Annotated in this window: 21 protein-coding genes and 1 tRNA gene; 10 read left to right on the forward strand and 12 right to left on the reverse strand. The window is 62.9% G+C overall.

The window, feature by feature from the left end:
* Nucleotides 1-70 precede the first annotated feature (70 nt).
* Nucleotides 71-147: transfer RNA gene (locus tag DS839_RS23645), tRNA-Met, on the reverse strand.
* A gap of 247 nt (nucleotides 148-394) precedes the next feature.
* Between DS839_RS23645 and DS839_RS23650 the strand changes: the two genes are divergently transcribed.
* Together DS839_RS23650 and DS839_RS23655 are read left to right on the forward strand one after the other, a co-directional pair.
* Nucleotides 395-1,228, forward strand: a complete 834-nt coding sequence (locus DS839_RS23650) for a CHAD domain-containing protein (RefSeq protein WP_162918754.1) — start codon at nucleotides 395-397, stop codon at nucleotides 1,226-1,228.
* Nucleotides 1,229-1,311: 83 nt separating this feature from the next.
* Nucleotides 1,312-2,496 (forward strand): MFS transporter, encoded by a 1,185-nt coding sequence (locus DS839_RS23655; RefSeq protein WP_119272941.1) that lies wholly within the window; start codon nucleotides 1,312-1,314, stop codon nucleotides 2,494-2,496.
* Nucleotides 2,497-2,506: 10 nt separating this feature from the next.
* On the opposite strand, the gene DS839_RS23660 is transcribed toward DS839_RS23655, so the two are convergent.
* Both DS839_RS23660 and DS839_RS23665 read right to left on the reverse strand, forming a co-directional pair.
* Complete coding sequence (locus DS839_RS23660; RefSeq protein WP_119272942.1) at nucleotides 2,507-4,855, reverse strand: bifunctional diguanylate cyclase/phosphodiesterase; 2,349 nt, start codon at nucleotides 4,853-4,855, stop codon at nucleotides 2,507-2,509.
* Nucleotides 4,856-4,951: 96 nt separating this feature from the next.
* Nucleotides 4,952-7,093: a heavy metal translocating P-type ATPase gene (locus tag DS839_RS23665; RefSeq protein ID WP_368911866.1), complete on the reverse strand. Its 2,142-nt coding sequence runs from the start codon at nucleotides 7,091-7,093 to the stop codon at nucleotides 4,952-4,954.
* Between the two features lie 62 nt (nucleotides 7,094-7,155).
* Here DS839_RS23665 and DS839_RS23670 point away from each other — a divergent pair, with 62 nt between their 5' ends.
* Complete coding sequence (locus DS839_RS23670; protein ID WP_119272943.1) at nucleotides 7,156-7,575, forward strand: MerR family transcriptional regulator; 420 nt, start codon at nucleotides 7,156-7,158, stop codon at nucleotides 7,573-7,575.
* 175 nt (nucleotides 7,576-7,750) lie between these two features.
* Complete coding sequence (locus DS839_RS23675) at nucleotides 7,751-9,370, forward strand: inorganic phosphate transporter (protein WP_119272944.1); 1,620 nt, start codon at nucleotides 7,751-7,753, stop codon at nucleotides 9,368-9,370.
* Nucleotides 9,371-9,475: 105 nt separating this feature from the next.
* Here the strand turns inward: DS839_RS23675 and DS839_RS36630 are convergent, their stop codons facing one another.
* Together DS839_RS36630 and DS839_RS23685 are read right to left on the reverse strand one after the other, a co-directional pair.
* Nucleotides 9,476-9,766: a hypothetical protein gene (locus DS839_RS36630; protein WP_162918755.1), complete on the reverse strand. Its 291-nt coding sequence runs from the start codon at nucleotides 9,764-9,766 to the stop codon at nucleotides 9,476-9,478.
* 180 nt (nucleotides 9,767-9,946) lie between these two features.
* Nucleotides 9,947-11,323 (reverse strand): FAD-binding oxidoreductase, encoded by a 1,377-nt coding sequence (locus tag DS839_RS23685; RefSeq protein WP_119272946.1) that lies wholly within the window; start codon nucleotides 11,321-11,323, stop codon nucleotides 9,947-9,949.
* A gap of 244 nt (nucleotides 11,324-11,567) precedes the next feature.
* On the opposite strand from DS839_RS23685, the gene DS839_RS23690 reads away from it, so the two are divergent.
* Complete coding sequence (locus DS839_RS23690) at nucleotides 11,568-13,184, forward strand: inorganic phosphate transporter (protein WP_119272947.1); 1,617 nt, start codon at nucleotides 11,568-11,570, stop codon at nucleotides 13,182-13,184.
* Between the two features lie 123 nt (nucleotides 13,185-13,307).
* Here the strand turns inward: DS839_RS23690 and DS839_RS23695 are convergent, their stop codons facing one another.
* Together DS839_RS23695 and DS839_RS23700 are read right to left on the reverse strand one after the other, a co-directional pair.
* Nucleotides 13,308-14,057, reverse strand: a complete 750-nt coding sequence (locus DS839_RS23695) for an acetoacetate decarboxylase (protein WP_119272948.1) — start codon at nucleotides 14,055-14,057, stop codon at nucleotides 13,308-13,310.
* A 21-nt stretch (nucleotides 14,058-14,078) separates the two neighbouring features.
* Nucleotides 14,079-14,861, reverse strand: a complete 783-nt coding sequence (locus DS839_RS23700) for a 3-hydroxybutyrate dehydrogenase (RefSeq protein ID WP_119272949.1) — start codon at nucleotides 14,859-14,861, stop codon at nucleotides 14,079-14,081.
* Nucleotides 14,862-14,983: 122 nt separating this feature from the next.
* On the opposite strand from DS839_RS23700, the gene DS839_RS23705 reads away from it, so the two are divergent.
* Nucleotides 14,984-16,159, forward strand: a complete 1,176-nt coding sequence (locus DS839_RS23705; RefSeq protein ID WP_119272987.1) for a patatin-like phospholipase family protein — start codon at nucleotides 14,984-14,986, stop codon at nucleotides 16,157-16,159.
* Between the two features lie 65 nt (nucleotides 16,160-16,224).
* Here the strand turns inward: DS839_RS23705 and DS839_RS23710 are convergent, their stop codons facing one another.
* The 3 genes from DS839_RS23710 to DS839_RS23720 form a co-directional block, all read right to left on the reverse strand.
* Nucleotides 16,225-16,527, reverse strand: a complete 303-nt coding sequence (locus tag DS839_RS23710) for a hypothetical protein (RefSeq protein WP_119272950.1) — start codon at nucleotides 16,525-16,527, stop codon at nucleotides 16,225-16,227.
* Between the two features lie 72 nt (nucleotides 16,528-16,599).
* Complete coding sequence (locus DS839_RS23715) at nucleotides 16,600-17,241, reverse strand: glutathione S-transferase family protein (RefSeq protein WP_368911867.1); 642 nt, start codon at nucleotides 17,239-17,241, stop codon at nucleotides 16,600-16,602.
* Nucleotides 17,238-17,459 carry a hypothetical protein gene (locus DS839_RS23720; protein ID WP_119272952.1) on the reverse strand — a complete coding sequence of 74 codons (222 nt, stop codon included), beginning with the start codon at nucleotides 17,457-17,459 and terminating at the stop codon, nucleotides 17,238-17,240. Before DS839_RS23720 ends, DS839_RS23715 begins: the two co-directional genes overlap by 4 nt.
* Nucleotides 17,460-17,560: 101 nt before the next feature.
* Between DS839_RS23720 and DS839_RS23725 the strand changes: the two genes are divergently transcribed.
* Nucleotides 17,561-18,223, forward strand: a complete 663-nt coding sequence (locus DS839_RS23725; protein WP_368911868.1) for a DUF4240 domain-containing protein — start codon at nucleotides 17,561-17,563, stop codon at nucleotides 18,221-18,223.
* Nucleotides 18,224-18,303: 80 nt separating this feature from the next.
* Entirely contained in the window at nucleotides 18,304-19,047 is a 744-nt protein-coding gene (locus DS839_RS23730) for an alpha/beta fold hydrolase (RefSeq protein WP_119272954.1), read from the forward strand.
* A 7-nt stretch (nucleotides 19,048-19,054) separates the two neighbouring features.
* Here DS839_RS23730 and DS839_RS23735 read toward each other — a convergent pair whose 3' ends face one another.
* Nucleotides 19,055-19,561, reverse strand: coding sequence for a GNAT family N-acetyltransferase (locus DS839_RS23735; RefSeq protein WP_119272955.1), 507 nt, complete (start codon nucleotides 19,559-19,561; stop codon nucleotides 19,055-19,057).
* 372 nt (nucleotides 19,562-19,933) lie between these two features.
* Between DS839_RS23735 and DS839_RS23740 the strand changes: the two genes are divergently transcribed.
* Nucleotides 19,934-20,371, forward strand: coding sequence for a cupin domain-containing protein (locus DS839_RS23740; protein WP_119272956.1), 438 nt, complete (start codon nucleotides 19,934-19,936; stop codon nucleotides 20,369-20,371).
* Nucleotides 20,372-20,552: 181 nt separating this feature from the next.
* The gene (locus tag DS839_RS23745; protein ID WP_119272957.1) at nucleotides 20,553-22,031 is read left to right on the forward strand and encodes a vWA domain-containing protein; all 1,479 of its coding nucleotides are present in this window, start codon (nucleotides 20,553-20,555) and stop codon (nucleotides 22,029-22,031) included.
* A gap of 2 nt (nucleotides 22,032-22,033) precedes the next feature.
* Here the strand turns inward: DS839_RS23745 and DS839_RS36635 are convergent, their stop codons facing one another.
* A complete protein-coding gene (locus tag DS839_RS36635) occupies nucleotides 22,034-22,678 on the reverse strand; it encodes a hypothetical protein (RefSeq protein WP_162918756.1) in 645 nt (214 codons plus the stop codon).
* Between the last annotated feature and the right edge of the window lie 20 nt (nucleotides 22,679-22,698).

The raw sequence follows: 22,698 nt of genomic DNA on the forward strand, positions 1-22,698 counted from the left end.
CGGTTACCGGGTTCGGGATTTGAAAAACCCCAGCAACCTTTTGAGATTGCTGGGGTTTTTGCGTCAAGAATGGTTGCGGGAACAGGATTTGAACCTGTGACCTTCAGGTTATGAGCCTGACGAGCTACCGGGCTGCTCCATCCCGCGTCAAAACATGCAACCGACGACCCTGGGGATGCGCCAACGCGGCGCTTATGTAGCAATCGGAATGCCGCTTGTGAACCCCCATTCCCAAGAAATTTCAGCGGAAAATATTGATTGTGACAATGAAGCCCGACAGGGTGCCGCAGGGCTTCCAAAGAAGAGCCCTGGGGCAGTTGAGGGGAGAGGCGTGCCGAAGATCTCCACGGATCATCCGGCGGGTGAGGCGTTGCGTAGGCTTATGCGGCGGACCATGCGGGCCCTGTCTCAGGATCTGGATCTCGCCCGCTCCGGCAAGACCGTCCACCCCGCCAGGCGCCGTCTCAAGCTCGCCCGGAGCCTGTTGCGCCTCATGAAACCCGCCCTCGGCGCGCAAAGCTTCCAGCAGGAAAACGAGACGCTGCGCGATGCCGCCCAGGCACTCGCGGGCCTCCGGCGCACCGAGGCGATGAGCGAGGCGATCGCCAAGCTCAAAACCCATGCCAAAAAGGACGGGGCGTCCGACGATGCCGTCTTCGCCGAGCTCGAGACCGCGGCGCATGATCTGCGACAGGATGTCGTGAGCCCGGAGGAAGTCGCCCGACGTATCGAGGAAACGTCGGTCCGGGTGGCGGAGCTGCGCGGCCGCATCTCGGCCTGGACTCTCCCCAAGCGCGACATCGCCCTCTTCGTCGACGGCTTGCGCGCCTGCTTCGCCAAGGCCCGCCATTTGCTGCGCGATGGGCTCGACAAGAAGGAAATGCCTCTCCTCCACGAGGCGCGCAAGTCGGTCATCCATCATTTGCATCATGTCGAGCTTCTGACCCCGCTCTGGCCGAAGCTGTTCAAGGTCTGGGCGGCGGAGCTGCAGAAATTGCGCGAGGACCTGGGCGATCTCAACGATCTCGACGATCTCTCCGCCGAATTCGACCGGCCGGAAAGCCCCTTCGCCGGGATCGAGCACAAGGAGAAGGCCCTCGCCCTTATCGACCTCAGGCGCAAGGCCATCCTCACCCGCATCGACAACGAGACCGGCCATCTTTTCGCCGAGGAACCGAAGAATTTCGCCGCCCGAATCGATGCCTTGTGGCGGCATCTGGCGGCCTAAGCCATCCATGCATCGCCGCGAGCCGAGCCCTGCGTCGGCCACGCTTGTGGGATCAGCTGCCGGGCACTAGGGTCCGGCGCGCGATGCTCCCCCAAGCCCGGCCCTTGCCCTCTCCGCGCGCCGCCGTGACGGCCGCCTTCATCGCCTATGGCACATCGGCGGGGCTGTGGGCGGGCGCCATACCCGCCATCACCCGCAATGCCGGGATCGACAATCTCGCTCTGGGCCTCGGCATCACCTTCTACGGCATCGCCTATGTCATCATCATGTCCTGGGGCGGCAAGCTCGCCCTTATCGCCACCAACCGCGCCATCATCCTCGCGAGCCTGCCGCTCCTTGCCTTGAGCCAGACGTTTCTGTTCCTGTCCTCGGGCCCGGCCTGGTTCCTTGTGGCGCTCATCGTCTTCGGCGCATGCCAGGGCGCGCTCGATCTCTTCATGAATGCCGAGGGCAGCTATGTAGAGAGCGATCTGGGGCGCCCGATCTTCACCCGCTTTCACGCCTCGGCCTCGGCCGCCATGGCGCTCTTCGCCATCATCGGCAGCCTGGTCATAGCCGATGCCGGTCGCTTCTGGGCGGCGGCGATCCTTTGGCTCATGCTCCTCGCGGCATTCCTCTTCATCGCGCAAAGGCTTCCCGGCCGGTTTTCGGCCATGGCGCGCGCCACGCCCGGCATGCCTGCCCCGAGGCTTTCGCCGCTCATCATACTGGGGCTTGCCGCCGGCCTCGTCATTGCGGGCGAGACCGCGGCGATCATGTGGTCGGCGAAGCTCCTCGACGAACAGGCGCCCGCCCTTCTCGCGATCGCCGGTCTCGGCACCGCCTTCTACGGCCTGTGCAATGCCTGCCTGCGCTTCCTGGGCGATGATATCCGCGCCCGCTTCGGCGATATTTCGCTGATCATCGGGTCGCTGCTGCTGGCGACCGTCGGCTTCGCCTTCATCGGCATATCGCAAAGCTTCCTCTTCAGCACCGTGGCTTTCGCGCTGACCGGCTTCGGCACCGCTTGCGTCATTCCGGCGATCTTCGCTCTGACGGCGAAGCACATGAGCGAGAATCGCGCCCGCGCCCTCGGTATCGTGGCGCTGGTGGCGGGCCTGCCGCGGGTGATGGCCCCATGGTTCTTCGGCTGGATCGCGACGCTCCATTCGACGAGCTTCGCCTTCGGCCTGTGCGCCGTGGCCATGGCGGTGGCTCTGGGCTTCATCCTGCTTTTGCAGGTCCTGCTCAGGAGAACTGCCGCACCGGTGCGGACGCCGGCGCTCTGAAGCGCTGAGCTTAAGCCAGCCCGGCGGCAGCTTGCGGGAAGATCAGCCCCACCGGCATCGGCCGGCCGAGGAAGTAGCCTTGCGCTTCATCGCAGCCTTCCTTGCGCAGGAAGTCGAGATGCGCCTTGGTCTCGATGCCTTCCGCCAGCACCGGGATCTCGAGGCTGCGCCCCAGCGCCAGCACCGCGCGGATGATCGAGGCGGACTTGCGCTGCTTGTCGAGCTTGTCGACGAAGGAGCGATCGATCTTGATCTTGTCGAAGGGAAAGGACTGCAGCGTCGAGAGCGACGAATAGCCGGTGCCGAAATCATCCATGGCGATCGAGACGCCGAGCGTCTTGAGGCGCCTCAGCATATGCAGCGCCATGTCGGGATCGGACATGAGGAGTGATTCCGTGACTTCGAGCTCGAGCCGCTTGGGCGCGAGGCCGGTCTCGATCAGGATGCCGTGCACCGTCTCGGGCAGGCTGCCATGGCTGAACTGCACGGGCGACAGGTTGACGGCGATGCGATAGGGCTCGGCCCAGGAGGCGGCCGTCAGGCAGGCCTTGCGCAGGACCCATTCGCCGATCGGCACGATGAGGCCGGTCTCCTCGGCGATTGGGATGAAGTCGGCGGGCGGGACCAGGCCCTTGCCCGGATGGTTCCAGCGGATGAGGGCTTCATAGCCGATGGTCTGGTTGTCGGTGAGCCGCGACTGCGGCTGGTAATGAAGCTCGAATTCCTCGTTGGCGAGCGCCTGGCGCAGGTCGCGCGCCAGGTTGCGGCGCTCGCGCACCCGCAGATCCATGCCCGATTCGAAGAAGCACGCCTTGCTGCCGGGCGTTTCCTTGGCCCGGTACATGGCGAGATCGGCATTGGCCATGAGCTCGGCAGCGCCCATGGCATCATCGGGGAACAAGGCGATGCCGACGCTGGCACCGACGGCGAGCTCATTGCCTTCCAGGCTGAGCGGCCGGCGCACCGTGGCGAGGATGCGGTCGGCGAATTCCATGATGCGCTCAGGGTGATCGGCCGGCGAGACGATGGCGAAGAACTCATCGCCACCGAAGCGCGCCGCATATTCCGAAACCCCCAGGCTCGCCGCGAGCCGCTGCGCGATCTGGGCCAGCACCGCATCGCCGGTGGCATGGCCGAATATGTCGTTGATTTCCTTGAACCGGTCGAGGTCGAAGGAGAGCAGCGCGAAGCGCGTCTTGCGCTCGCCCGCCTCACGGATCTCGGCATCGAGCCGATCGAGGAACGAGTTGCGGTTGGGCAGACCCGTCAATGAATCGAAATGCGCCAGATAGTGGATGCGCCCCTCGGCCGACCGCTTCTCGGTGAGATCGCGCACCGAATAGACCCGGCTGCCGGCCAAGACGTCGGCCGGCTTCGACAGGAGCTCGACCGGGATCATCTTGCCGTCCTCGCCGCGCAGCACGCCCTGGGCCCTGAGCGTGTCGGCTTGCGGCGCGCCGCCCTCGATGGTGAGGATGTTGTCGAACAGGTTGCGGCTCATGATCTTGTCGCGCCGGTATCCGGTGAGCTCCTCGAAGCTCGTATTGACGTCCATGATCCGGTTGTCCTTGACGATGATCAGGCCCTCGATCGCCGCGTTGGCTAATCCCCTGAGCCTGGTCTGCGCCTCGCTATGGGCGCGCTTGTCGGCGAAATAGGCGGCAAAGCCGATGGCCATGACCAGCGCCGCCGCGGCGGCGATGAAGAACACCATGACGTGGTTGGGGACGGCGCCCAGCGGCACGTCGATCAGAGAATCGGGCAGGATGACGACGGCGCCCATGGCGGTGAAATGCAGGCTGCAGATAGCGAGCACCAGGGCGCCGGCGGCGCCGTAGCGGCCTTGCCAGCTTTCCGGCGACCGCGTGAGGCGGATGGCGAGCATGCCGAAGCCGATGCTGAACATCACCGACATGAGGACGAGACCCTGGTCCCATTGGACGATGCCGGCGGTCCGGAAGCCCGCCATGCCGGTATAGTGCATGGCGCTGATGCCGAGGCCGACCAGGGCGCCGCCCAGCGTGGGATGGATCGCATGAGACGACCCGCCGGCGATGCTGAAGGCAAGCGTCATCGCCGTGACAGCGACGATGAACGAAACCATGGTGAGGAAGGGGTCGTAGCCGGTGGGAAGGCCTGGCGCGAAGGCCAGCATGGCGAGGAAATGCGTGGCCCAGGTAGCGGTGCCCGCCGCGGTGCCGGCCATGAGGAGCCACTGCCGGCGCATTGTGCCTTGGGATATGCGCGCCCGCATGAAGAGCCGCATTGCCACGAGGCTTCCGAGCGCACAGATCAAGGCTGCGACCACGACCAATCTCAGATCGTGGTCAACGGTCAGGCACGTCAGCACTTTCAGCATGGGGCCGCCCCTTCAACACTGCAGAAAAATGCCGACAAACTTCTAAGAATTCGTGGATGGGGGCAGTTAAGGATGCTCTAAGGATACTGAAGACGATTAGCTTTTTATTCTTAGCAATCGCAGCGCATTGGCCGTCACCAGCACGGTAGCGCCCGTATCGGCGAGGATGGCGATCCACAATCCGGTCATGCCGGCAATGGTCGTGACCAGGAACACCGCCTTCAAGCCGAGCGCGATCGTCACGTTTTCACCGATCACCCGCATGGCCCGGCGCGACAGGCGGACCAGGGCCGCGACATCGCCGACCTTGTTGTTGAGCACGGCCGCATCCGCCGCCTCGAGCGCCACATCGGTGCCGGAGCCCATGGCGATGCCGACGGTGGCGGCGGCGAGCGCCGGGGCATCGTTGATGCCGTCGCCCACCTTGGCGACGCCGCCTCGGCCTTGCGCCAGCTTGCGGATGAAAGCGAGCTTGTCCTCGGGCAGCAATTCGGCATGGACCTCCATGCCGAGCATTTGTCCTACCGCTTCGGCATTGGCGCGGTTGTCGCCGGTCAGCATGACGGTCCTGACGCCCAGGGCATCGAGATCCTTCAAACCCTCCGGCGCATCGGCGCGCGGCTCGTCGCGCAGCGCAATGAGCCCCAGCACCTTGCCGCCGGTCTGAAGGACCGAGACGCTCTTGCCCTCGGCCTCGAGCCGGCGCGCCTGGTCGAGAACGTCGATGCTGCCGACGCCGAGGCGTTGGGCGGCGCCGATGGTGACGATCCGGCCATCGACTCGGGCACTGACCCCCTTCCCCGGAAGCACTTCCGAATGGCTTGCCGGGGTGAAGGCAATTCCTCGCGCCTTCGCCTGCGCCACGATCGCGACGGCGAGCGGATGCGATGAGGCCGATTCCGCGGCGGCGGCGATGCGCAGCACCTCCGCCTCACCGCGATCGCCGAGCGGCACGACATCGGTCACCTTGGGCTTGCCCTCGGTGAGGGTGCCGGTCTTGTCGAAGGCGATGGCGGAAACCTTGCCGATCGCCTCGAGCACGCCGCCGCCTTTCACCAGGAGGCCGCGGCGCGCGCCCGCCGCAAGCGCCGAGGCGATCGCCGCCGGCGTCGAGATGACGAGCGCGCAAGGGCAGCCGATGAGGAGCAGCGCCAAGGCACGATAGATCCAGGTCCACCAGTCGGCGCCCAGGGCGAGCGGCGGGACGAGTGCCACCGCCAGGGCCAATGCACAGATCGCCGGCATGTAATAGCGCGAGAACGCATCGATGAAGCGCTCGGTCGGCGCCTCGGCATCGGCGGCTTCCTCGACCAGCTTCACGACGCGCGCGATGAGCGTGTCCTTGGCCTCCGCCTCCACCCGGCAGTGCAGCATGGCTTCGCTGTTGATCGAGCCCGCCAAAACCCGGTCGCCCGGCTCCTTCACCTTAGGGATCGATTCACCCGTGAGCGCCGATTCATCGAGCGCCGATACGCCGGAGATCACGGTCGCATCGGCGGGCACCCGGTCGCCCGGGCGCACGACGATGATGGCGCCGACCGCGATCGCTTCGATCGGCGTTTCGACAAGGCCCTCCTGCGTTTCGACCATCGCCGTCTTGGGGGCGATATCGGCAAGGGCCTTGATGCCGGAGCGCGCCCGCCCCGCGGCGATCCCTTCGAGCAGCTCACCGACCGCGAAGAGGAAGACGACGAGCGCTGCCTCCTCGGTAGCGCCGATGATGACGGCGCCCACGACCGCGACGGTCATCAGCATCTCGATGGTGAAAAAGGCACCCGATCGCGCCGCCGCGACGGCGCGCCTGACGACCGGGATGGCGCCTGCGATACAGGCGGCGAGGAACACATAGAGGGAGAATTGCGGCACGATCAGCGTCGCGAGATAGGCGGCAGCGATCAGCCCGCCCGACAGGAGAACGAGCCGGCCCTTGGGTGATTGCCACCAGCTGCCTTCGATCGGACGGGTGTGGCCGTCGTGATCGCCCTGCGCTTGGCCAGAGTGATCGCTCGCCGGAGCCTCCCCGCTGATCCCGTAGCCGAGGCTCTTGACGGTCCGGGCGATCTCGCTTTCGCGCTCGGGTTCGGCCAGCGTCACGCTGAGGGTCTCGCTGGTCACGCCGACCGTGACGCCGCTTGCCCCCGGAATGCGGCCGACGGCGGTCTCGATCTTGCGGGCGCAGGCGGCACAGTCCATGCCGGTGACCTTGAACTTCAGGGAAAGGGGGGCTGTTGACATCATGCCCCTGACCTACAATCTCTAGCCACTAGAAGTTCAAGAGGAAAATTCCGAGGAAAAATTCCATGTCCGGTTTCACCATTGGCAGGCTGGCGGAGGCGACCGCAACCAAGGTCCAGACCATCCGTTATTATGAAAGCATCGGCCTGTTGCCGCCCTTTACGCGTACCGAGGGTGGACACCGGCTTTACGACAGGGAAGATCAGAAGCGTCTGACCTTCATCCGCCATGCGCGCGATCTCGGTTTCTCGATCGAGGCCATCCGCGAGCTCTTGAGCCTTTCCGGTAATCCCGAGACGAGCTGTGAGCGTGCCGACGACATAGCGAGCCGCAGGCTTCAGGAAGTGGAGCAGCGCCTGAAGCGGCTCCAGGCGCTCAAGAAGGAGCTGAAGCGCATGGTCGCGGAATGCGGTCACGGCCGCGTCTGCGAGTGCCGGGTGATCGAGGTCCTGAGCGACCATCGCCTCTGCCAGACGGCGCACTAGCATCAATCCTGGAAAGCCAGCGCGGCACTCGGCCGATGAACGGCCCAGATGGTCGGCTATCTCGTTGCGGTGAACCTTGATATACTGGGGAGATACGACGCACCTTGCCGTGGGGCAGATCCGACGATTCATGGAGCCGTCACCCTGGCTCCATTTCGCGTTCTGAGGAGGGAAAATGGCCGACGTCACTGCAGGCCCAGGGGGTCGGCCGGGACAGCATTCACGCCCCAATCTCGACCAGGGTTCCCATTTCATCACCGTCGTGCTCTTCGGAGCTATTCTCGCGGCAGGCCTGTTGTTCACGGCCTACAGCCTTTATGTCGATATTTCCGACACCGACACGCCGATACACACCTACTTACCCTTCCTGCTGCTGGGCGTGGCGCTGCTGATCGCGCTCGGTTTCGAGTTCGTCAACGGCTTCCATGACACGGCAAATGCCGTTGCGACGGTCATCTACACGCATGCTCTTCCCGCCAATGTCGCGGTCATCTGGTCCGGTTTCTGCAACTTTCTCGGCGTTCTGCTGTCGAGCGGCGCTGTCGCTTTCGGCATCATCTCGCTGCTCCCGGTCGAGCTCATCCTGCAGGTTGGCAGCAATGCCGGCTTCGCCATGGTCTTCGCCCTCCTCATCGCCGCCATCATCTGGAATCTCGGCACCTGGTATCTGGGCCTGCCGGCCTCGAGCTCGCACACCTTGATCGGCTCGATTATCGGCGTCGGCATCGCCAATGCCCTGATGCATGGCCGTGACGGGACTTCGGGTGTCGACTGGAGCAAAGCAACCGAGATCGGCTGGTCGTTGCTCCTATCGCCGCTCTTCGGCTTCCTCGCCGCCGCCATCCTGTTGCTGGCGCTCAAATTCGCCGTCCGCAATCCGGCCCTCTATCAGGAGCCGAAAGGCAACCAGCCGCCGCCCTGGTGGATTCGCGGTCTTCTGATCCTCACCTGCACTGCCGTTTCCTTTGCGCATGGATCGAATGACGGCCAGAAGGGCATGGGCCTCATCATGCTGATCCTCATCGGCACGGTGCCCACCGCTTATGCACTCAACCGGGCCATGCTCGACAGTGAAATGATCGAATTCAGCACCACCTCGTCCGCGGCGGCGGCAGTCATCGCGCAGGGATCCCCGGCTTTCGCCCTCCCGGGCGGCAATCCCCGGCCTGCGGTGACCGCCTATATATCGCAGCACCAGATCAGCGACGCTACCTATCCGGCGCTCGCAGAGCTCGTGAAACAGATCTCCCGCCAGGTCACCGAACACGGCTCGATCGACAAGTTGCCGGCCGAGGTCGTCGACAACACCCGCAACGACATGTATCTCGCTTCCGAAGCGATCCGTCTTTTGCTCGACGACAGGGAGGATGAGCTGAGCCAGGAGGACGTCGCGGCTCTCGGCGCTTATAAGAAATCGACAGATGCCGCGACCAAGTTCATTCCGCTGTGGGTCAAGGTGGTGGTGGCGATCGCGCTCGGTCTCGGCACCATGATCGGCTGGAAACGCATCGTGGTGACGGTCGGCGAGAAGATCGGCAAGAGCCATCTGACTTATGCGCAAGGTGCGGCAGCCGAAGTGGTTGCAGCTTCGACCATCGGTGTCGCCGACCATATGGGTCTTCCGGTCTCGACCACCCATGTGCTGTCATCGGGTGTCGCCGGCACCATGGCGGCCAACGGATCAGGCTTGCAATGGTCAACGATACGCAATCTGCTGCTCGCCTGGGTGCTGACGCTGCCCATCGCGATCCTGCTCGCGGCATCGCTCTTTTATGTGTTTGCCACAATCTTCTGAAACAACTGGTCGGACCTTGAGAAGGCGAGCAGCGATCGTCAACGGCTTCCATGACACCGCGAATGCCGTCGCGACCGTCATCTATTCCCATCCGCTGCCCGCCAATTAACCTTCCCAAACTCTTCCGTTCTGGGGATCGACGAAGACTCTGACCGTTCTTCCATTGCATTCGACGGTGAAGGCGTAGGCAAAGGTGAAGCAGCTGCGCACCGTCACGCCTCGATATCCTTCGCGCGTCAAGAGATCGCGCGCCGCGCCGCACGATAGTGGCTTGTCCCCTTCCATCTGGTCACTTTGCCCAGCGTCAGGCTGAGTGATCCCAGGATTGGCTGACGCATAACTGCATCCGATCACGGCCCATGCGGCAAGCGCGATACATTTCGAGAATCTCGCCATGGAAACTCTCCCGCAAATACTCTCCTCATGCATATACGCAAGGGCGAGCGCGTTAGCTGCTCGCGTTCACCGAGGCGTGAAGCCGTTGTGATATACGGATGATCACAAGCGCGTGACCCATCCATTGCGCCGGCGCGGCACACCGCGCCCGTGGAAATTCTCCAACAGGACGGTAAGGGATCAGGGCGCCGGCACGATATTCTGATTCATGTGCAGGATATTGTAGGGATCGTATTTGGCCTTGATCTTCTGCAGCCTCGGGTAATTGACGCCGTAGGCGGCTGCCGTGGGGTCGCTCCCCTCATCATCGCCCAGGTAATTGACGTAGCGCCCAGGTGACATCCACGGTTTCAGGGCATCGTAGCTGTCGCGCGCCCACTGAGTGCATTTCCGCGTATCCGCAGGCTGGAGCCACTCCGACAGCACGACCAGATTGTAGCCCGCGCCGCGATGGGGGAAAGCTGTATCGCTCACCCCGACGCGGCAGGCCGCGCCGTGAAAATGCTCGAGCAGCAATTGTCCCATGGGTGTCGGACAGCGCGCGAAACACTCGATCAGATTGTCGATCGTGTCGTCGCTCAATTGTGAAAGGAAACTCGACTTCCAATGATTGAGCGCCCCCTTCGGATAGGCGGCGTCGAGAAGCGAGTTCAGCCCACAATATGATATCGGCCCGACCGCATCCACGACCGGTGTTCCGAATGCCTTTAAAGGCTTCATCGCCTCGGCGCCGGCCGATTCATCGCCACAATGAGCGCAGACCAATGCGGCGAGCTTCGTTCCCGATCCGTCAGGCGCATGTACGAGACCAGCGAACACGATGAGCTCGTCCGGCAACGACTGCGTGAAATCGCGGTAGAAATGCAACAGGTCCCGGGCGCGCTCAAAAGGATGGGCGATGAGGCCGCCGGTGATCATCGGTCCGACGGGATGCAGCTTGAATTCGAAAGAGGCGACGATGCCGAAGTTGCCGCCGCCACCGCGCACGGCCCAGAAGAGGTCACTGTTCTCCTCCGCATTGGCCGTCAGGATCTTTCCATCAGGAGTGACGATGCGGGCCGAGAGAAGATTGTCGAGCGCCAGTCCGTGCTTGCCCATCAACCAGCCGACGCCGCCGCCGAGCGTCAGCCCGGCAATGCCGGTCGTCGACACCACCCCGCCGGTCGTCGCCAGGCCGTGAAGCTGCGTCTCGCGATTGAACTCGCGCCATGTAGCCCCGCCTTGCGCATGCGCCACTTTCCGCCCGGCATCGACATGAATGCCCTTCATGGGTGCCAGATCGATCATGAGCCCACCGTCGATCGTGGCTCGTCCGGCGACATTGTGTCCACCGCCCCTGACGGCGATCTCGAGGCCAAGCTCCCGCCCGAATTCCAGTGCGTCGGCGACATCGGCAACGCCGGCGCAGCGGGCAATGAGCGCCGGTCGCTTGTCGATGAGGCCGTTGTGGACCCGCCTGGCGTCGTCATAACCCGGCGTGGACGATTGCAGGAGGTGGCCGGCAAAGCTTTTGGCAAGCTCATCGATATGGCGGGCTAGGTCTTGAACGGTCGACATGGCACTTCCCCGAGATGTTGCGCTTGAACCATAGGCAAGGCCGTCTGGACGGGGCGGCGCAGGGGAGTTTACGGCTTGTTGTGCTCGCCGTCGAGCCGCTTTCCTTCTACGACCGGATGATGCCGTGCCAGTTGAGATGCGTCGCTCCCGCCCCTCAGGGTAACGATCATTCACGCGATCGTCATCGGCGCTTCATCTTAAGGTTCTGAGATCGCCTTCCCGAGCGGACGGCAGGAGGGTGGACATGACGGACATTGCAGCGGGTGTGAGGGGCGGACCTCGCCAGTCGCGCCCCGATCTCGACCAGGGCATCAATCTCGCCGGCGTGGTCCTCTTTGGCGGCATCCTGGCCGCCGGCCTCCTGTTCACGGCCTACAGCCTCTATGTCGATATTTCCGAGGCCGGCACCTCGGTGCGCACCTACCTGCCCTTCCTGCTTCTGGGCGTGGCGCTCCTGATCGCGCTCGGCTTCGAATTCGTCAACGGCTTCCACGACACCGCCAATGCGGTCGCGACCGTCATCTACACCCATGCGCTGCCCGCCAATGTCGCGGTCGTCTGGGCCGGCGTCTTCAATTTTCTCGGCGTCCTCCTGTCGAGCGGCGCCGTGGCCTTCGGCATCATCTCGCTGCTCCCGGTCGAGCTCATCCTGCAGGTCGGCAGCAATGCCGGCTTCGCCATGGTCTTCGCCCTCCTCATCGCCGCCATCATCTGGAATCTCGGCACCTGGTATCTGGGCCTGCCGGCCTCGAGCTCGCACACATTGATCGGCTCGATCATCGGCGTCGGCGTCGCCAATGCCCTGATGCATGGCCATGACGGTACGTCAGGCGTCGACTGGAGCAAGGCCACCGAGATCGGCTGGTCGCTGCTCCTGTCGCCGCTCTTCGGCTTCTTCGCCGCGGCCATCCTTCTGCTGGCGCTCAAATTCGTCGTCCGCAACCCGGCCCTCTATCAGGAGCCGAAAGGCAACCAGCCGCCGCCCTTGTGGATCCGCGGCCTGCTCATCCTCACTTGCACCGGCGTCTCCTTCGCCCATGGCTCGAATGACGGCCAGAAGGGCATGGGCCTCATCATGCTGATCCTCATCGGCACGGTGCCCACGGCCTATGCGCTCAACCGCGCCATGCCAGACACGCAGATGACCGAGTTCAGCAAGACCTCGGCGGCGGCGGCGGAAGTCATCGAGCGCAAGTCCTCGGGCTTCACCATTTCGGGCGGCAATCCGCGCCAGGCCGTCACCAACTATGTCTCGGAGCGCCAGATCAGCGAAGCCACCTATCCGGCGCTCGCCGGCCTGGTGAAGGAGATCTCGCGCCAGGTCACGGAGCACGGCTCGATCAGGAAGGTGCCGGCCGAAGCCGTCGGCAATACCCGCAACGACATGTATCTCGCCTCCGAAGCGATCCGCTTCCTGCTCAAGGACAAGGAGAACGACCTGACCAAGGAGGAAGTGGCGACGCTCGGCGCCTATAAGAAGTCGCTCGATGGGGCGACCAAGTTCATCCCGCTCTGGGTCAAGGTGGCGGTGGCGATCGCGCTCGGCCTCGGCACCATGATCGGCTGGAAGCGCATCGTGGTGACGGTCGGCGAGAAGATCGGCAAGAGCCATATGACCTATGCGCAAGGCGCCTCGGCCGAAGTGGTCGCCGCTACCACCATCGGCGTCGCCGACGTCATGGGCCTGCCGGTCTCGACCACTCATGTGCTGTCGTCGGGTGTCGCCGGCACCATGGCCGCCAACGGCTCGGGGCTGCAATGGGCGACGGTGCGCAACATGCTGCTCGCCTGGGTGCTGACCTTGCCGATAGCGATCATGCTCTCGGCGACACTCTACTACGTCTTCGCCACCTTCTTCTGATCAGCCCATCAAGCTCGAAAACGCGGCTTGCGAAGACCTGAGCCCCACCCTTTTCGCAAGCCGCTTTGAGAAGGGCGTGGCCTCAAGGGTCACGCCCTTTGCTTTGGGCCTTTCAGTGAAGGCTCAGTCTTTCTTGAGATAATCGTGGATGACGCGGCCATAGGGCAGCGTCAGGTCGGCGATGAAATGATGCGCGCCGACGATCCGGCGCACCGGCAGGTCGGCGACGGGTGCATTGACATGCGGCACGAGATGCAGGCGACCGGGCCCGAGCCATGAGCCTTTGACCGTGATGTCGGTCAGATTATAGGCGATGAGCTCGCAGATATCGTGCTTACCGTCCTCGCCGGGGATGATCTTCAGATTGACCTGCGTCTTGCACAAGATTGCGGTTGTGCGCTCGCCATTGCCGCTCATGCTCTCATGCTTGTAGCCCATGGTGCCCATGGCGACGAGCTGGCCCGCATAGTCGAGCGTGCCGGTCAGCGTGTCCTTGACGACCTCGAGCTTGGGATGGGCGTATTTCTTGGGGAATCCCCAGATCTCGCGGCCCGCGACGATCGGCGGATCGTCGTCGAGATACATCTGGGCTACGAAACTCATTTCCGCGCCTTGGAAGCGGCAGGGAATGACCATGCCCGACTCGGTATAGCTGCCGAAGCCCGAGCTGTCGGGCATCTTGATCCATTCATAATGGACAAGCGGCCGCTCGACGGGCTCGAGCGGCTCCGGCAATTGCTGGCGGATCAGCTCCGGCTCGGTTTCATAGGTGATGATCATATATTCGCGATTGACGAAGCGATAAGGACCCTTGGGATAGCTCGGCCCGGCGAGCGGCATGGAGGGCAGGTTGAGGATGTCGGCGATGCGCATGTCCCGTGTCCTCTTCGTGTTTCAGTGGCAGGTCCAGCCGCCATCGATCGGGATGGTCGTGCCGGTGATCGATGCGGCGCTGTCGCTGCACAGGAAGACGGCAAGTGCTGCCACCTCTTCGACGGTGACGAAGCGCTTGGTCGGCTGCGCCGCGAGCAGCACGTCGCGGATCACGGCATCTTCCGAGATGCCGCGCGCTTTCGCCTGTTCCGGGATCTGCTTCTCGACCAGCGGGGTCAGCACATAGCCCGGACAGACGGCATTGGCGGTGATGCCATGCTCGGCCCCTTCCAGAGCCACGGTCTTGGTGAGGCCAGCTATGCCGTGCTTCGCCGCCACATAAGCGGTCTTGAAGGGCGAGGCGATCAGCGCATGGGCGGAGGCGATCTGCACGATGCGGCCGAACTTGCGCTGCTTCATGCCGGGAAAGACATGGCGGATGGCATGGAAGGAGGCCGAGAGATTGATGGCGAGGATCTGGTCCCATTTCTCCGGCGGAAACTCCTCGATCGGCGCCACATATTGGATGCCGGCATTGTTGACCAGGATATCGACCTTGCCGAAGGCCTCCGTCGCCTCATCGACCATTCGAGCGATCTGGTCGGGCTTGCTCATATCGGCGCCGCTATAGCGCGCCTCGACGCCATATCGGGTGGCGACCCCGGCGCGCATCGCCTCGATTTCCGCCGCGTCGCCAAAACCGTTGAGCATCACGTCCGATCCCGTCTCGGCGAGGGCGCGAGCGATGGCAAGCCCGATGCCCGATGTCGATCCGGTGACGATTGCGCTTCGCTTCGCCGTCATGTCTCAGCTCCCGAAATGGTGAGCGAGCTAACGAAGAATTCATTTAAGTCTTGTGACAGACAAGCGTCATGTACATGTCACACCGAATTGGTCTGCTCGAAGCTCACGCAATGGGACGGATCATGGACAAGCAAGTCAAGCAGCCGGCCGAGACGAAGGCTTTCGGTTGGCGCCCGCAGCGTTGCGACCGTGTCGCTCTCATCTTCCAGGGCGGCGGCGCGCTCGGCGCCTATCAGACGGGCGTCTACCAGGCGCTGCATGAAGCGAATATCGAGCCCGACTGGGTGACCGGCGTCTCGATCGGCGGCATCAATGCGGCGATCATCGCCGGCAATCCGCGCGAGCGCCGCCTGCCGCGCTTGCGCGAATTCTGGGAGCGCATCACGGCCCGCAAGATCTGGACCTATACGCCCGACGGAGACATCTTCCGGCGCATGCGCAATTCGATCAGCTCCTATTGGACGCTGACCGACGGCCAGCCGGGCTTCTTCCGTCCGCATGCGATGAATCCATGGTTCAGCCCGGCGGGTGCGAAGACCGCGACCAGCTTCTATGACAGCGCGCCCTTGCGCGAGACGCTTCTCGACCTCGTCGACTTCGGGCTCATCAATGAGCGCAAATCGCGCTTCTCGGTCGGCGCCGTCAATGTGCTGACCGGCAACTTCGTCTATTTCGACAATCGCGACGAGGAGATCACGCCCGAGCATGTGATGGCGAGCGGCGCCTTGCCGCCGGCGCTTCCCATGGTGAAGATCGGCACCGATTATTTCTGGGACGGCGGCATCGTTTCCAACACGCCTTTGCAGCACCTTCTCGAGCAGGAGGACAGCCTGAACACGCTCGTCTTCCAGGTCGACCTGTTCAGCGCCAGGGGTGTCTTGCCGCGCGAGATGTCCGATGTCGTGGCCCGCCACAAGGACATCATGTATTCCTCGCGCACCCGCTACAACACCGACATGTTTCGCAAGCTACAGAAATGGAAGATGCGCACCCATGCCGCGCTCGCGCGCATTCCCAAGAAGGATCTCTCCGACGACGAAACGCGCTGGATCAAGGAACTCGCGAACCTCCCCGAGCTCACCATCATCCATCTCATCTATCAGCAGAAGGCCTATGAGGGCCACGCCAAGGACTATGAATTCTCCGGCACCTCGATGCGCGAGCACTGGCAGTCGGGCTATGAGGACACGCAGAATACGCTGAAGCAGCGGCAATGGCTCGAGCTGCCGCCCGATGGCGGCGGGATCTGGGTGCATGACGTGCACCGCCTGGCCGAAGGCCTGCGCCGCGGCGCTTAGCTAGCTAGCGCATCGGCCCGAAAAGTGTGCGCGGTTTTCGGACAAGCCGATGCGCAATACAAAGTTCATTGCGACGTCTCGACCGGGCATTGCTTGCCCGCGTCGACTTCCCAGATGGCGGGGTCGATGACCGGGCCTTGCTGGCAGATCGAGAGCTTGTCGGTGAGCGTGCCTTTCACCGTGCCATAAGTGCCGGGAGCGGGCGCCGGTTGCGCCGAGGTGATGTCATAGGTCTTGTCGCCCGTCTTGAGGATGATGCAGTTCGCTTCGACCCCGGCGGCGGCACAGCCGGTAACCGAGATCTCTTCGGCGAGCGCCGGCATCGCCATCGCGACGAGGCCGAGAGGAAGAATGAAACGCCGTTTCATGGGATCGCACCTCCTTCTGGACAGGCTCGCGAGCCTAGGCTGCGAGCAAGGCAATTTCTAGACCGACCTCACTCATGCCCCCTCGGGCGGGTAATTGCGCTGCCATACCGGCTTGAGCTTCGGCAAGTCGTTGCACCGGTCCGCTGCGGCGACGAGTTTCGGCGTATTCTTCTCGAACCAGGGGCGGTTGGGCCGCCAGCGCGTCATGGCGCAGAGATAGATGTCGAGCGCCGAGAAGCGCTCGCCGAGGAACCATGGCGCCCGTGCTTCGGGCTCCACCATGCGCCAGAGCGTTTTCTGGTGTTCATCGACATTGGTGCGGAAGCCCTGGGCGGCCTTGGCGCCCGGAACGAAGCGCTGCGGCACGTCGGCATAGGTGAAGGTCGGATAGATATTGGCGACGATGAAGATGAGCCAGCGCAGGAAGCGCGGCCGCGTCGCATCGTGGGGCTCGGGCACGAGGTCGTGGCTTCCCGCCGCATCGGCGAGATGGAACGTGATGGCGGCGGTCTCCGTCATGACCTCGCCGTCGGGGAGAATGAGGGCCGGTACCTGCGCCAAGGGATTGATCTTGGCGAGCCGCTTGCGCGCCTCAGCTTCCTCGAAGAGATCGCCGACATCGACGAAATCGAAAGGGAGGCCATACCATTCGAGCTGCGCCTCGGTGAGGACGGATCCCCAGCCATAGCGGCCATGAAGTGTGTATCGGCTCAAATGTCGCCTCCGGCACTTGCGTTCTTGGAGACGGCGAGGACGACTGAAATGACGAGCAGCGCCGGGCCGATCCATTTGAGCATCGTTCCGAATCGCGCCCGCCACTGCTGCTGGGCGAGCGGGTCCTTCCCCGGCATCGGCAGATAGCCAAAGCCGGTCGCCGTAGCCCAGACGCCGACACAAAACATGATGATTTCATCTATATAGGTCGCGAGCATGTGGTCCCCCTCAATTGGGATTCAGCTGTCGGCGCGGATTCTCATATGATTCGCCCCGCGATCGGAAAGCGTGCATCCTTCCAGAGAAGGAATTGAGCTCCATGCGGGTGGCTTTTGCAATAGCTGTTCTACTGGCGATCGACTGGGGGCCAGGCCCGCCGCTTCCGGCCATCGTTCAGGTTGTTCCAGCGGCCCAGCAAGAAGCAGGCGACACGATGCCGTCGGATCGCTCTTGGGAACTGGTCGGCAAGACGACCGAATATCAAGCCGATCCAGAGCAGCAGCTCGAGGCCTTGCGGCAAGTGCTGCGCCAGCTCACCGTGGCCGAGATCGAGGCCTTCGAGCGCACCTTCCATCAGCAGCAACGGCGCGCTTACAGCTGGGATTTGTGGGGGGCTGGCTATGTCATGAACGGCGGATTGAGCGACGACGGCTTTGAGTATTTCCAACGCTGGCTGGTCTCGAGGGGCCGCGCGGTTTTCGAAGCCGCGCTGGCCGATCCCGATTCGCTCGCCGAAACGACCGATGAGGATTCGCAAGGCGACTACGAGTTCGAGCCATTTGCCTATGTCGCCGCCGATATGTGGAAGGAAAAGACCGGCATTGATCCCCTGACAGACCCGGAACGCCGATTCCCGTTCACCAGCGCGCCACCGGCCGCCGCGCCCTCGGGAACGCCGTTCGAGGAAGATGCGGGCTATCTTGCGAAGCGCTACCCGAAGCTCTGGGCGCGCTTCGGGAATAAAGTGAGCGACGCACCATGAAGCGATTGCCCGTTTCGATGGGCCTGTATGAAGCCATGTGAGAACTGCTAGGGTTGGTCGGCATCTGTAGCGGGGAAGCAATGCAAGAACATGGACGAGAAGGGCTTCGGACAAAGACCTATGTGCTGGTGCATGGCGCCTGGCATGGCGGATGGTGCTGGCGCGAGGTTGCGCGCCCACTGCGGGCGCAGGGTCACCAGGTCACGACGCCGACACAGACAGGCCTCGGCGAGCGCCGGCATCTGCTCAACCGCGGCATCACACTCGATGTCTTTGTAACTGATGTCGTCAATCATATTGAAGCCGAAGAGCTGAGCGATGTTATCCTCGTTGGTCACAGTCTTGGCGGCGTCATCATTTCGGGAGTAGCCGACCGGATAGCCGACCGCATCCGCCATCTCGTCTATCTCGACGGCGTCATACTGGGGAAGGACCAGAGTATGCTCAGCACCTTGCCGCCGGATTTTGCCGCTGGGCGCCGAAAATCGGCGATCGACAATGGTCAGGGAATTGTCATGCCCTCGCCGCCGCCTTCGGCCTTCGGAGTACCGGACGACCATCCGCTGGCCGATTGGGTGAGGCGCCGTCTGACGCCGCATCCGCTCGGCACCTATGAAACGACGCTCGAGCTCCGGCACCCCATCGGCAACGGCAGGCCATGCACCTATGTGGCCTGCACCGGGCCCGCCTATCAGCCTTTGCAATGGGTACGGGACTGGGTGAAACAACAGCCGGATTGGACGTGGCAGGAACTCCCCACGGCTCATGACGCGATGGTCCTCATGCCGGGCGAATTGAGCCGGTTGCTCGCCGCGATCGATTGAAGGCTCGTCAATCAATCCCGACAGAGTAAGCCATCAACAGCTCGTCATAGTAGCGGTGATCAATCTTCAAGGCTCTTCGTTCGACGCCATATTGCTTGAATCCATGGCGAGTATAGAGACGAATGGCGGCTTCGTTGGAGGTGACGACCGCAAGCCGGACTTCTTCGACGGTGCCTCGCGCCTCGCTCAACAAGCGCTCGACCAGAGCTGCTGCAAGGCCGGATCCTCGCGCCTCGGGACGGACATACATGCCCCAAAGAAAGCCCTTGTGCCGTATCTTCAAGGCGTCCTGGACTCCGAGAGCGGCAATCCCCCGGATTTTACAATCATCGGCGCAACCAGCCAGCACGACATTCCGCTCCAATCGCTCCTCGAACCAGGCGAGTGGTCTCTCGGATTCTTCCTCCCACGAAGAGCCAAATGCCTCGGGGTGATGCCGCAGGCCTTCGAGGCGCACATCGCGAAAGGCCTCGGCATCCGATGCGCCGAGGCGGCGAAGCCGGAACTGATCCATTTTTCGAGCGTATCGCAGGCCCTCGGCTGCGGCAACGAGGCCAGCACCGCCCCGTTAAGCGTTCGGCGCTGGGCGCCGGCCATTGGCCGCCAGCCACGGATACAGGGAAAATACAGGGTATCTTTGAAAAAGAGAGCACTCAAAAGCTCTGACGGAGCCAAAAACTCAACAAGTTCAGCAGATTCGCTGGATCTTGGACCATAGCGAGCAGGGAATTCCGGTTCTCGTGAGCAGGACGCCTCACTCTCTTCCGCGATCCGCTGAAGATGGTCCTTTCAGAACGACGCCTAACCACGAATGGAGCTGCAAGTGGAAGCCCATCGCACCATCGCTTAGAATGACATGACCCACTGACAGAAGGGAGCGCGCTGCATGAATCCGGTCATCGATTCCAACAAGCTCGAACGGACGAAGGTATGGGGAGAGAGCGACCCAGCCGTACGTTGGCAGGGCGCATTCGCCCGATATGGCGCGCATGGTGCGACTGCGTCATCCACAATCGTTTATGAAATCGAGGCGGGCCGCCGCCTCGGTTGGCACACTGATGCCACTGAGGAGACGCAATACATCATCGCCGGCACCGGTAAGCTATATCTTGAGGACGGCTCGACCTACCCGGTCGGGCCGGGCAGCGTCTTTGTCCTGCCGACCCCCATGCGCCACGACCTCGAAAACACCGGGAAGGACACTCTTCGGGCAGTCGCCTTCTTCGCGGCGGCGATGTTCACGCAGACCTTCGATCAGGTGATGATGCCGCCAAAGACCCATGTCCTCGGCACGCCAAATCGCGAGGGGGAAACCGGATACTGACGGGAGATGCGATTTTAAAAAGTAAACCCGCCGGCGATGGCTGGCGCGGCGGGTTTGCTTGAAATCATGTGGCGCAGTCCCCAGAAGCCGACGCCTTGGATTTGGCTCTGAACCCGGCTGCCTGAAGTTGCCTTGGGCGTCAAAATGCGCTTCACTAGGAACCGCAAGCCGCCGGACATGAATGGACGGGATCTCCGGCAGGCCTCCAAAACCGCCTCGCAGGCGGAGCCAGATTTTCTTTCCCGTGGATTTGTTTCTGCGCCTGTCGTGTCTCGAGGGGGTCGTCAAGCAAGTCAACAAAGGGAAAATCATGAAGCTCAGCCTCGCCCTTCTGACCGGCGCCTTGGTGCTTTCGGCGCCGCTGCCGTCCTTCTCGCAAGACAAGGCATCGAACGTGATATTCATCTTCGATTCCTCGGGCTCCATGAAGAAGCCGATCGAAGGCGGCGAGACCCGCTCGCAGGCGGCGAAGCAGGCCATGGAGGCGGCCTTGGCCAAGATGCCCGCCGGCGCCAAGCCGGGGCTGTTCATGTATGGCCACCGGCGTGCCAAGGATTGCACCGATATCGAGATGGTCTCGCCTCCCGGCGCCAACGATGCCAAGGCCGTCGCCCGGATGATCTCGAAAAGCCAGCCCAAGGGCGAAACGCCCATTGCCGCCGCACTGGAGGCGGTCGCATTCTACTTCGCGCCGCTGGCCGGCCAATCCAACAGCGTGGTGCTGGTGACCGACGGCATCGAGGAATGCGGTGGTGACCCTTGTGCCGCCGCGCGAGCAATTCGCGAAGCCGGCACCAGCCTCAAGGCCCATGTCGTCGGCTTCACCTTGAATGAAAAGCAGCGCAAAACCCTGCAATGCATCGCCGATGAGACCGGCGGCAAGTATTTCGACGCGCAGGATGCGAATGGGCTTTCCGATGCCCTGGCGGAAGTGCAGAAAGCCGTTGCGGAGACACCACCGGCTCCCCCCGAACCGGTGCGCGAGCGGGTATTTTTTGACGATTTCGAAGGTGCCGATCTTTCGGAACACTGGGTGGTGAACAATCCGAACCCCGACGGCTACATTGTCGAGAAGGGCAATCTGCTGATGGTAAGTGGTGAGGTCGGCGGGTTCAACACAACCAATGGCGCCAACATCATCCAGCTTGAGCGCGACTTGCCCGACGAGGACTGGGACATTCACATGACATTCGTCGGAAAGTTCAAGACATTGAGGGACGTCATTCAGGTTGGCTTGCGCACCGATGAGAAAAACTATCTGGTCGCGTCCGTCTACAGCACATCATACAATACCGGGTCTTCAGCAAGCGACAATCGAGGGGCAATCATGCTTTCGCTGCTGAAGGTCAGCAACGGAACCGAAACCGTTACCGAAAAAAGAGTTTTTGGCGACAATCTCAGCCTCGAGGCCGCCGCGGCCTTCGACCGCAAAGTTCGGCTTACGCTGACCAAACGCGGCCGTTCCTACACCGCCCTGTATCGGGCCGAGGGTGAAGTTGATGCGGACGGCAATCAGATCACCTATGAGACCGACGCTCTGACATCGCTGCGCTCGCCCGGCAAGCTGACGCTGAGCGCCAGCAAATGGGGCAAAGCAACCGGCGAGTTTCTGGTCAATATCGAGTCGGTTGAGATCGAGACGGTCAAGGCAGCACCCTAGTTTCACTGCGTCACATGACGCAAACTTCGGACTCGGGACACCAGGTGACGACGCAAGGAAAAACCCGGTCGAGTGTGCCAGGCCTGCCGCGGCGTGTGCTTTCCTTTGTTGTGTGCGCGATGGTGCTTGGCAGCGGCATTGCCCGGGCGGCCGATGTGTCTCCGCATCTGGTCGGGATGGCGCGATCCCTGATATCGCAGATAGACCAGACTGATTTCGCTGCTTCTGGCGATCCGGCGCTGGCCCAGCGCACCGCCGAAATCGTCAGGCTGACGCGGCTGCGCAGCTGGGCCGGGGCGTCGCCAAAGATCGCCGTCGACCCCACAAAGCTCGCGGCCCCCCTTGGCCTTGACTTTTCTCAGGACGGGCACCGCGCCGCCCTCGAGCAGGTGCTTGCCGCGCGCGATCCGGCTGCCCGACGTGACGCCCTTGGCGCGGTCCTGCAGTTGACCGGCAGGCGCCAAACGCAGCGTGATATCGACAAGATATTCCGCGACGCGCTCGCCGAGCAGCTTGGAGCGCTGCAGAAACGGGCGACGGTGGAGGCAGGTTCCGGTCAGAGCATCGAGATCGAATGGGATCCGGACACTGCTTCGGTGCTGGCCCGGATTAATCTCGGCGAGGGCCAAGATGAGGTTGTTCTGCATGGCGGGGCCGCCGGAAAGAT

Source organism: Taklimakanibacter deserti, from assembly GCA_003574785.1.

Bases quoted from the DNA above. Each gene is read 5' to 3' on its own strand.
- DS839_RS23650 (WP_162918754.1), top strand. From the start codon at position 395: ATGCGGGCCCTGTCTCAGGATCTGGATCTCGCCCGCTCCGGCAAGACC.
- DS839_RS23655 (WP_119272941.1), top strand. From the start codon at position 1,312: ATGCTCCCCCAAGCCCGGCCCTTGCCCTCTCCGCGCGCCGCCGTGACG.
- DS839_RS23660 (WP_119272942.1), bottom strand. From the start codon at position 4,855: ATGCTGAAAGTGCTGACGTGCCTGACCGTTGACCACGATCTGAGATTG.
- DS839_RS23665 (WP_368911866.1), bottom strand. From the start codon at position 7,093: ATGATGTCAACAGCCCCCCTTTCCCTGAAGTTCAAGGTCACCGGCATG.
- DS839_RS23670 (WP_119272943.1), top strand. From the start codon at position 7,156: ATGTCCGGTTTCACCATTGGCAGGCTGGCGGAGGCGACCGCAACCAAG.
- DS839_RS23675 (WP_119272944.1), top strand. From the start codon at position 7,751: ATGGCCGACGTCACTGCAGGCCCAGGGGGTCGGCCGGGACAGCATTCA.
- DS839_RS36630 (WP_162918755.1), bottom strand. From the start codon at position 9,766: ATGGCGAGATTCTCGAAATGTATCGCGCTTGCCGCATGGGCCGTGATC.
- DS839_RS23685 (WP_119272946.1), bottom strand. From the start codon at position 11,323: ATGTCGACCGTTCAAGACCTAGCCCGCCATATCGATGAGCTTGCCAAA.
- DS839_RS23690 (WP_119272947.1), top strand. From the start codon at position 11,568: ATGACGGACATTGCAGCGGGTGTGAGGGGCGGACCTCGCCAGTCGCGC.
- DS839_RS23695 (WP_119272948.1), bottom strand. From the start codon at position 14,057: ATGCGCATCGCCGACATCCTCAACCTGCCCTCCATGCCGCTCGCCGGG.
- DS839_RS23700 (WP_119272949.1), bottom strand. From the start codon at position 14,861: ATGACGGCGAAGCGAAGCGCAATCGTCACCGGATCGACATCGGGCATC.
- DS839_RS23705 (WP_119272987.1), top strand. From the start codon at position 14,984: ATGGACAAGCAAGTCAAGCAGCCGGCCGAGACGAAGGCTTTCGGTTGG.
- DS839_RS23710 (WP_119272950.1), bottom strand. From the start codon at position 16,527: ATGAAACGGCGTTTCATTCTTCCTCTCGGCCTCGTCGCGATGGCGATG.
- DS839_RS23720 (WP_119272952.1), bottom strand. From the start codon at position 17,459: ATGCTCGCGACCTATATAGATGAAATCATCATGTTTTGTGTCGGCGTC.
- DS839_RS23725 (WP_368911868.1), top strand. From the start codon at position 17,561: ATGCGGGTGGCTTTTGCAATAGCTGTTCTACTGGCGATCGACTGGGGG.
- DS839_RS23730 (WP_119272954.1), top strand. From the start codon at position 18,304: ATGCAAGAACATGGACGAGAAGGGCTTCGGACAAAGACCTATGTGCTG.
- DS839_RS23735 (WP_119272955.1), bottom strand. From the start codon at position 19,561: ATGGATCAGTTCCGGCTTCGCCGCCTCGGCGCATCGGATGCCGAGGCC.
- DS839_RS23740 (WP_119272956.1), top strand. From the start codon at position 19,934: ATGAATCCGGTCATCGATTCCAACAAGCTCGAACGGACGAAGGTATGG.
- DS839_RS23745 (WP_119272957.1), top strand. From the start codon at position 20,553: ATGGACGGGATCTCCGGCAGGCCTCCAAAACCGCCTCGCAGGCGGAGC.
- DS839_RS36635 (WP_162918756.1), bottom strand. From the start codon at position 22,678: ATGCAGAACAACCTCATCTTGGCCCTCGCCGAGATTAATCCGGGCCAG.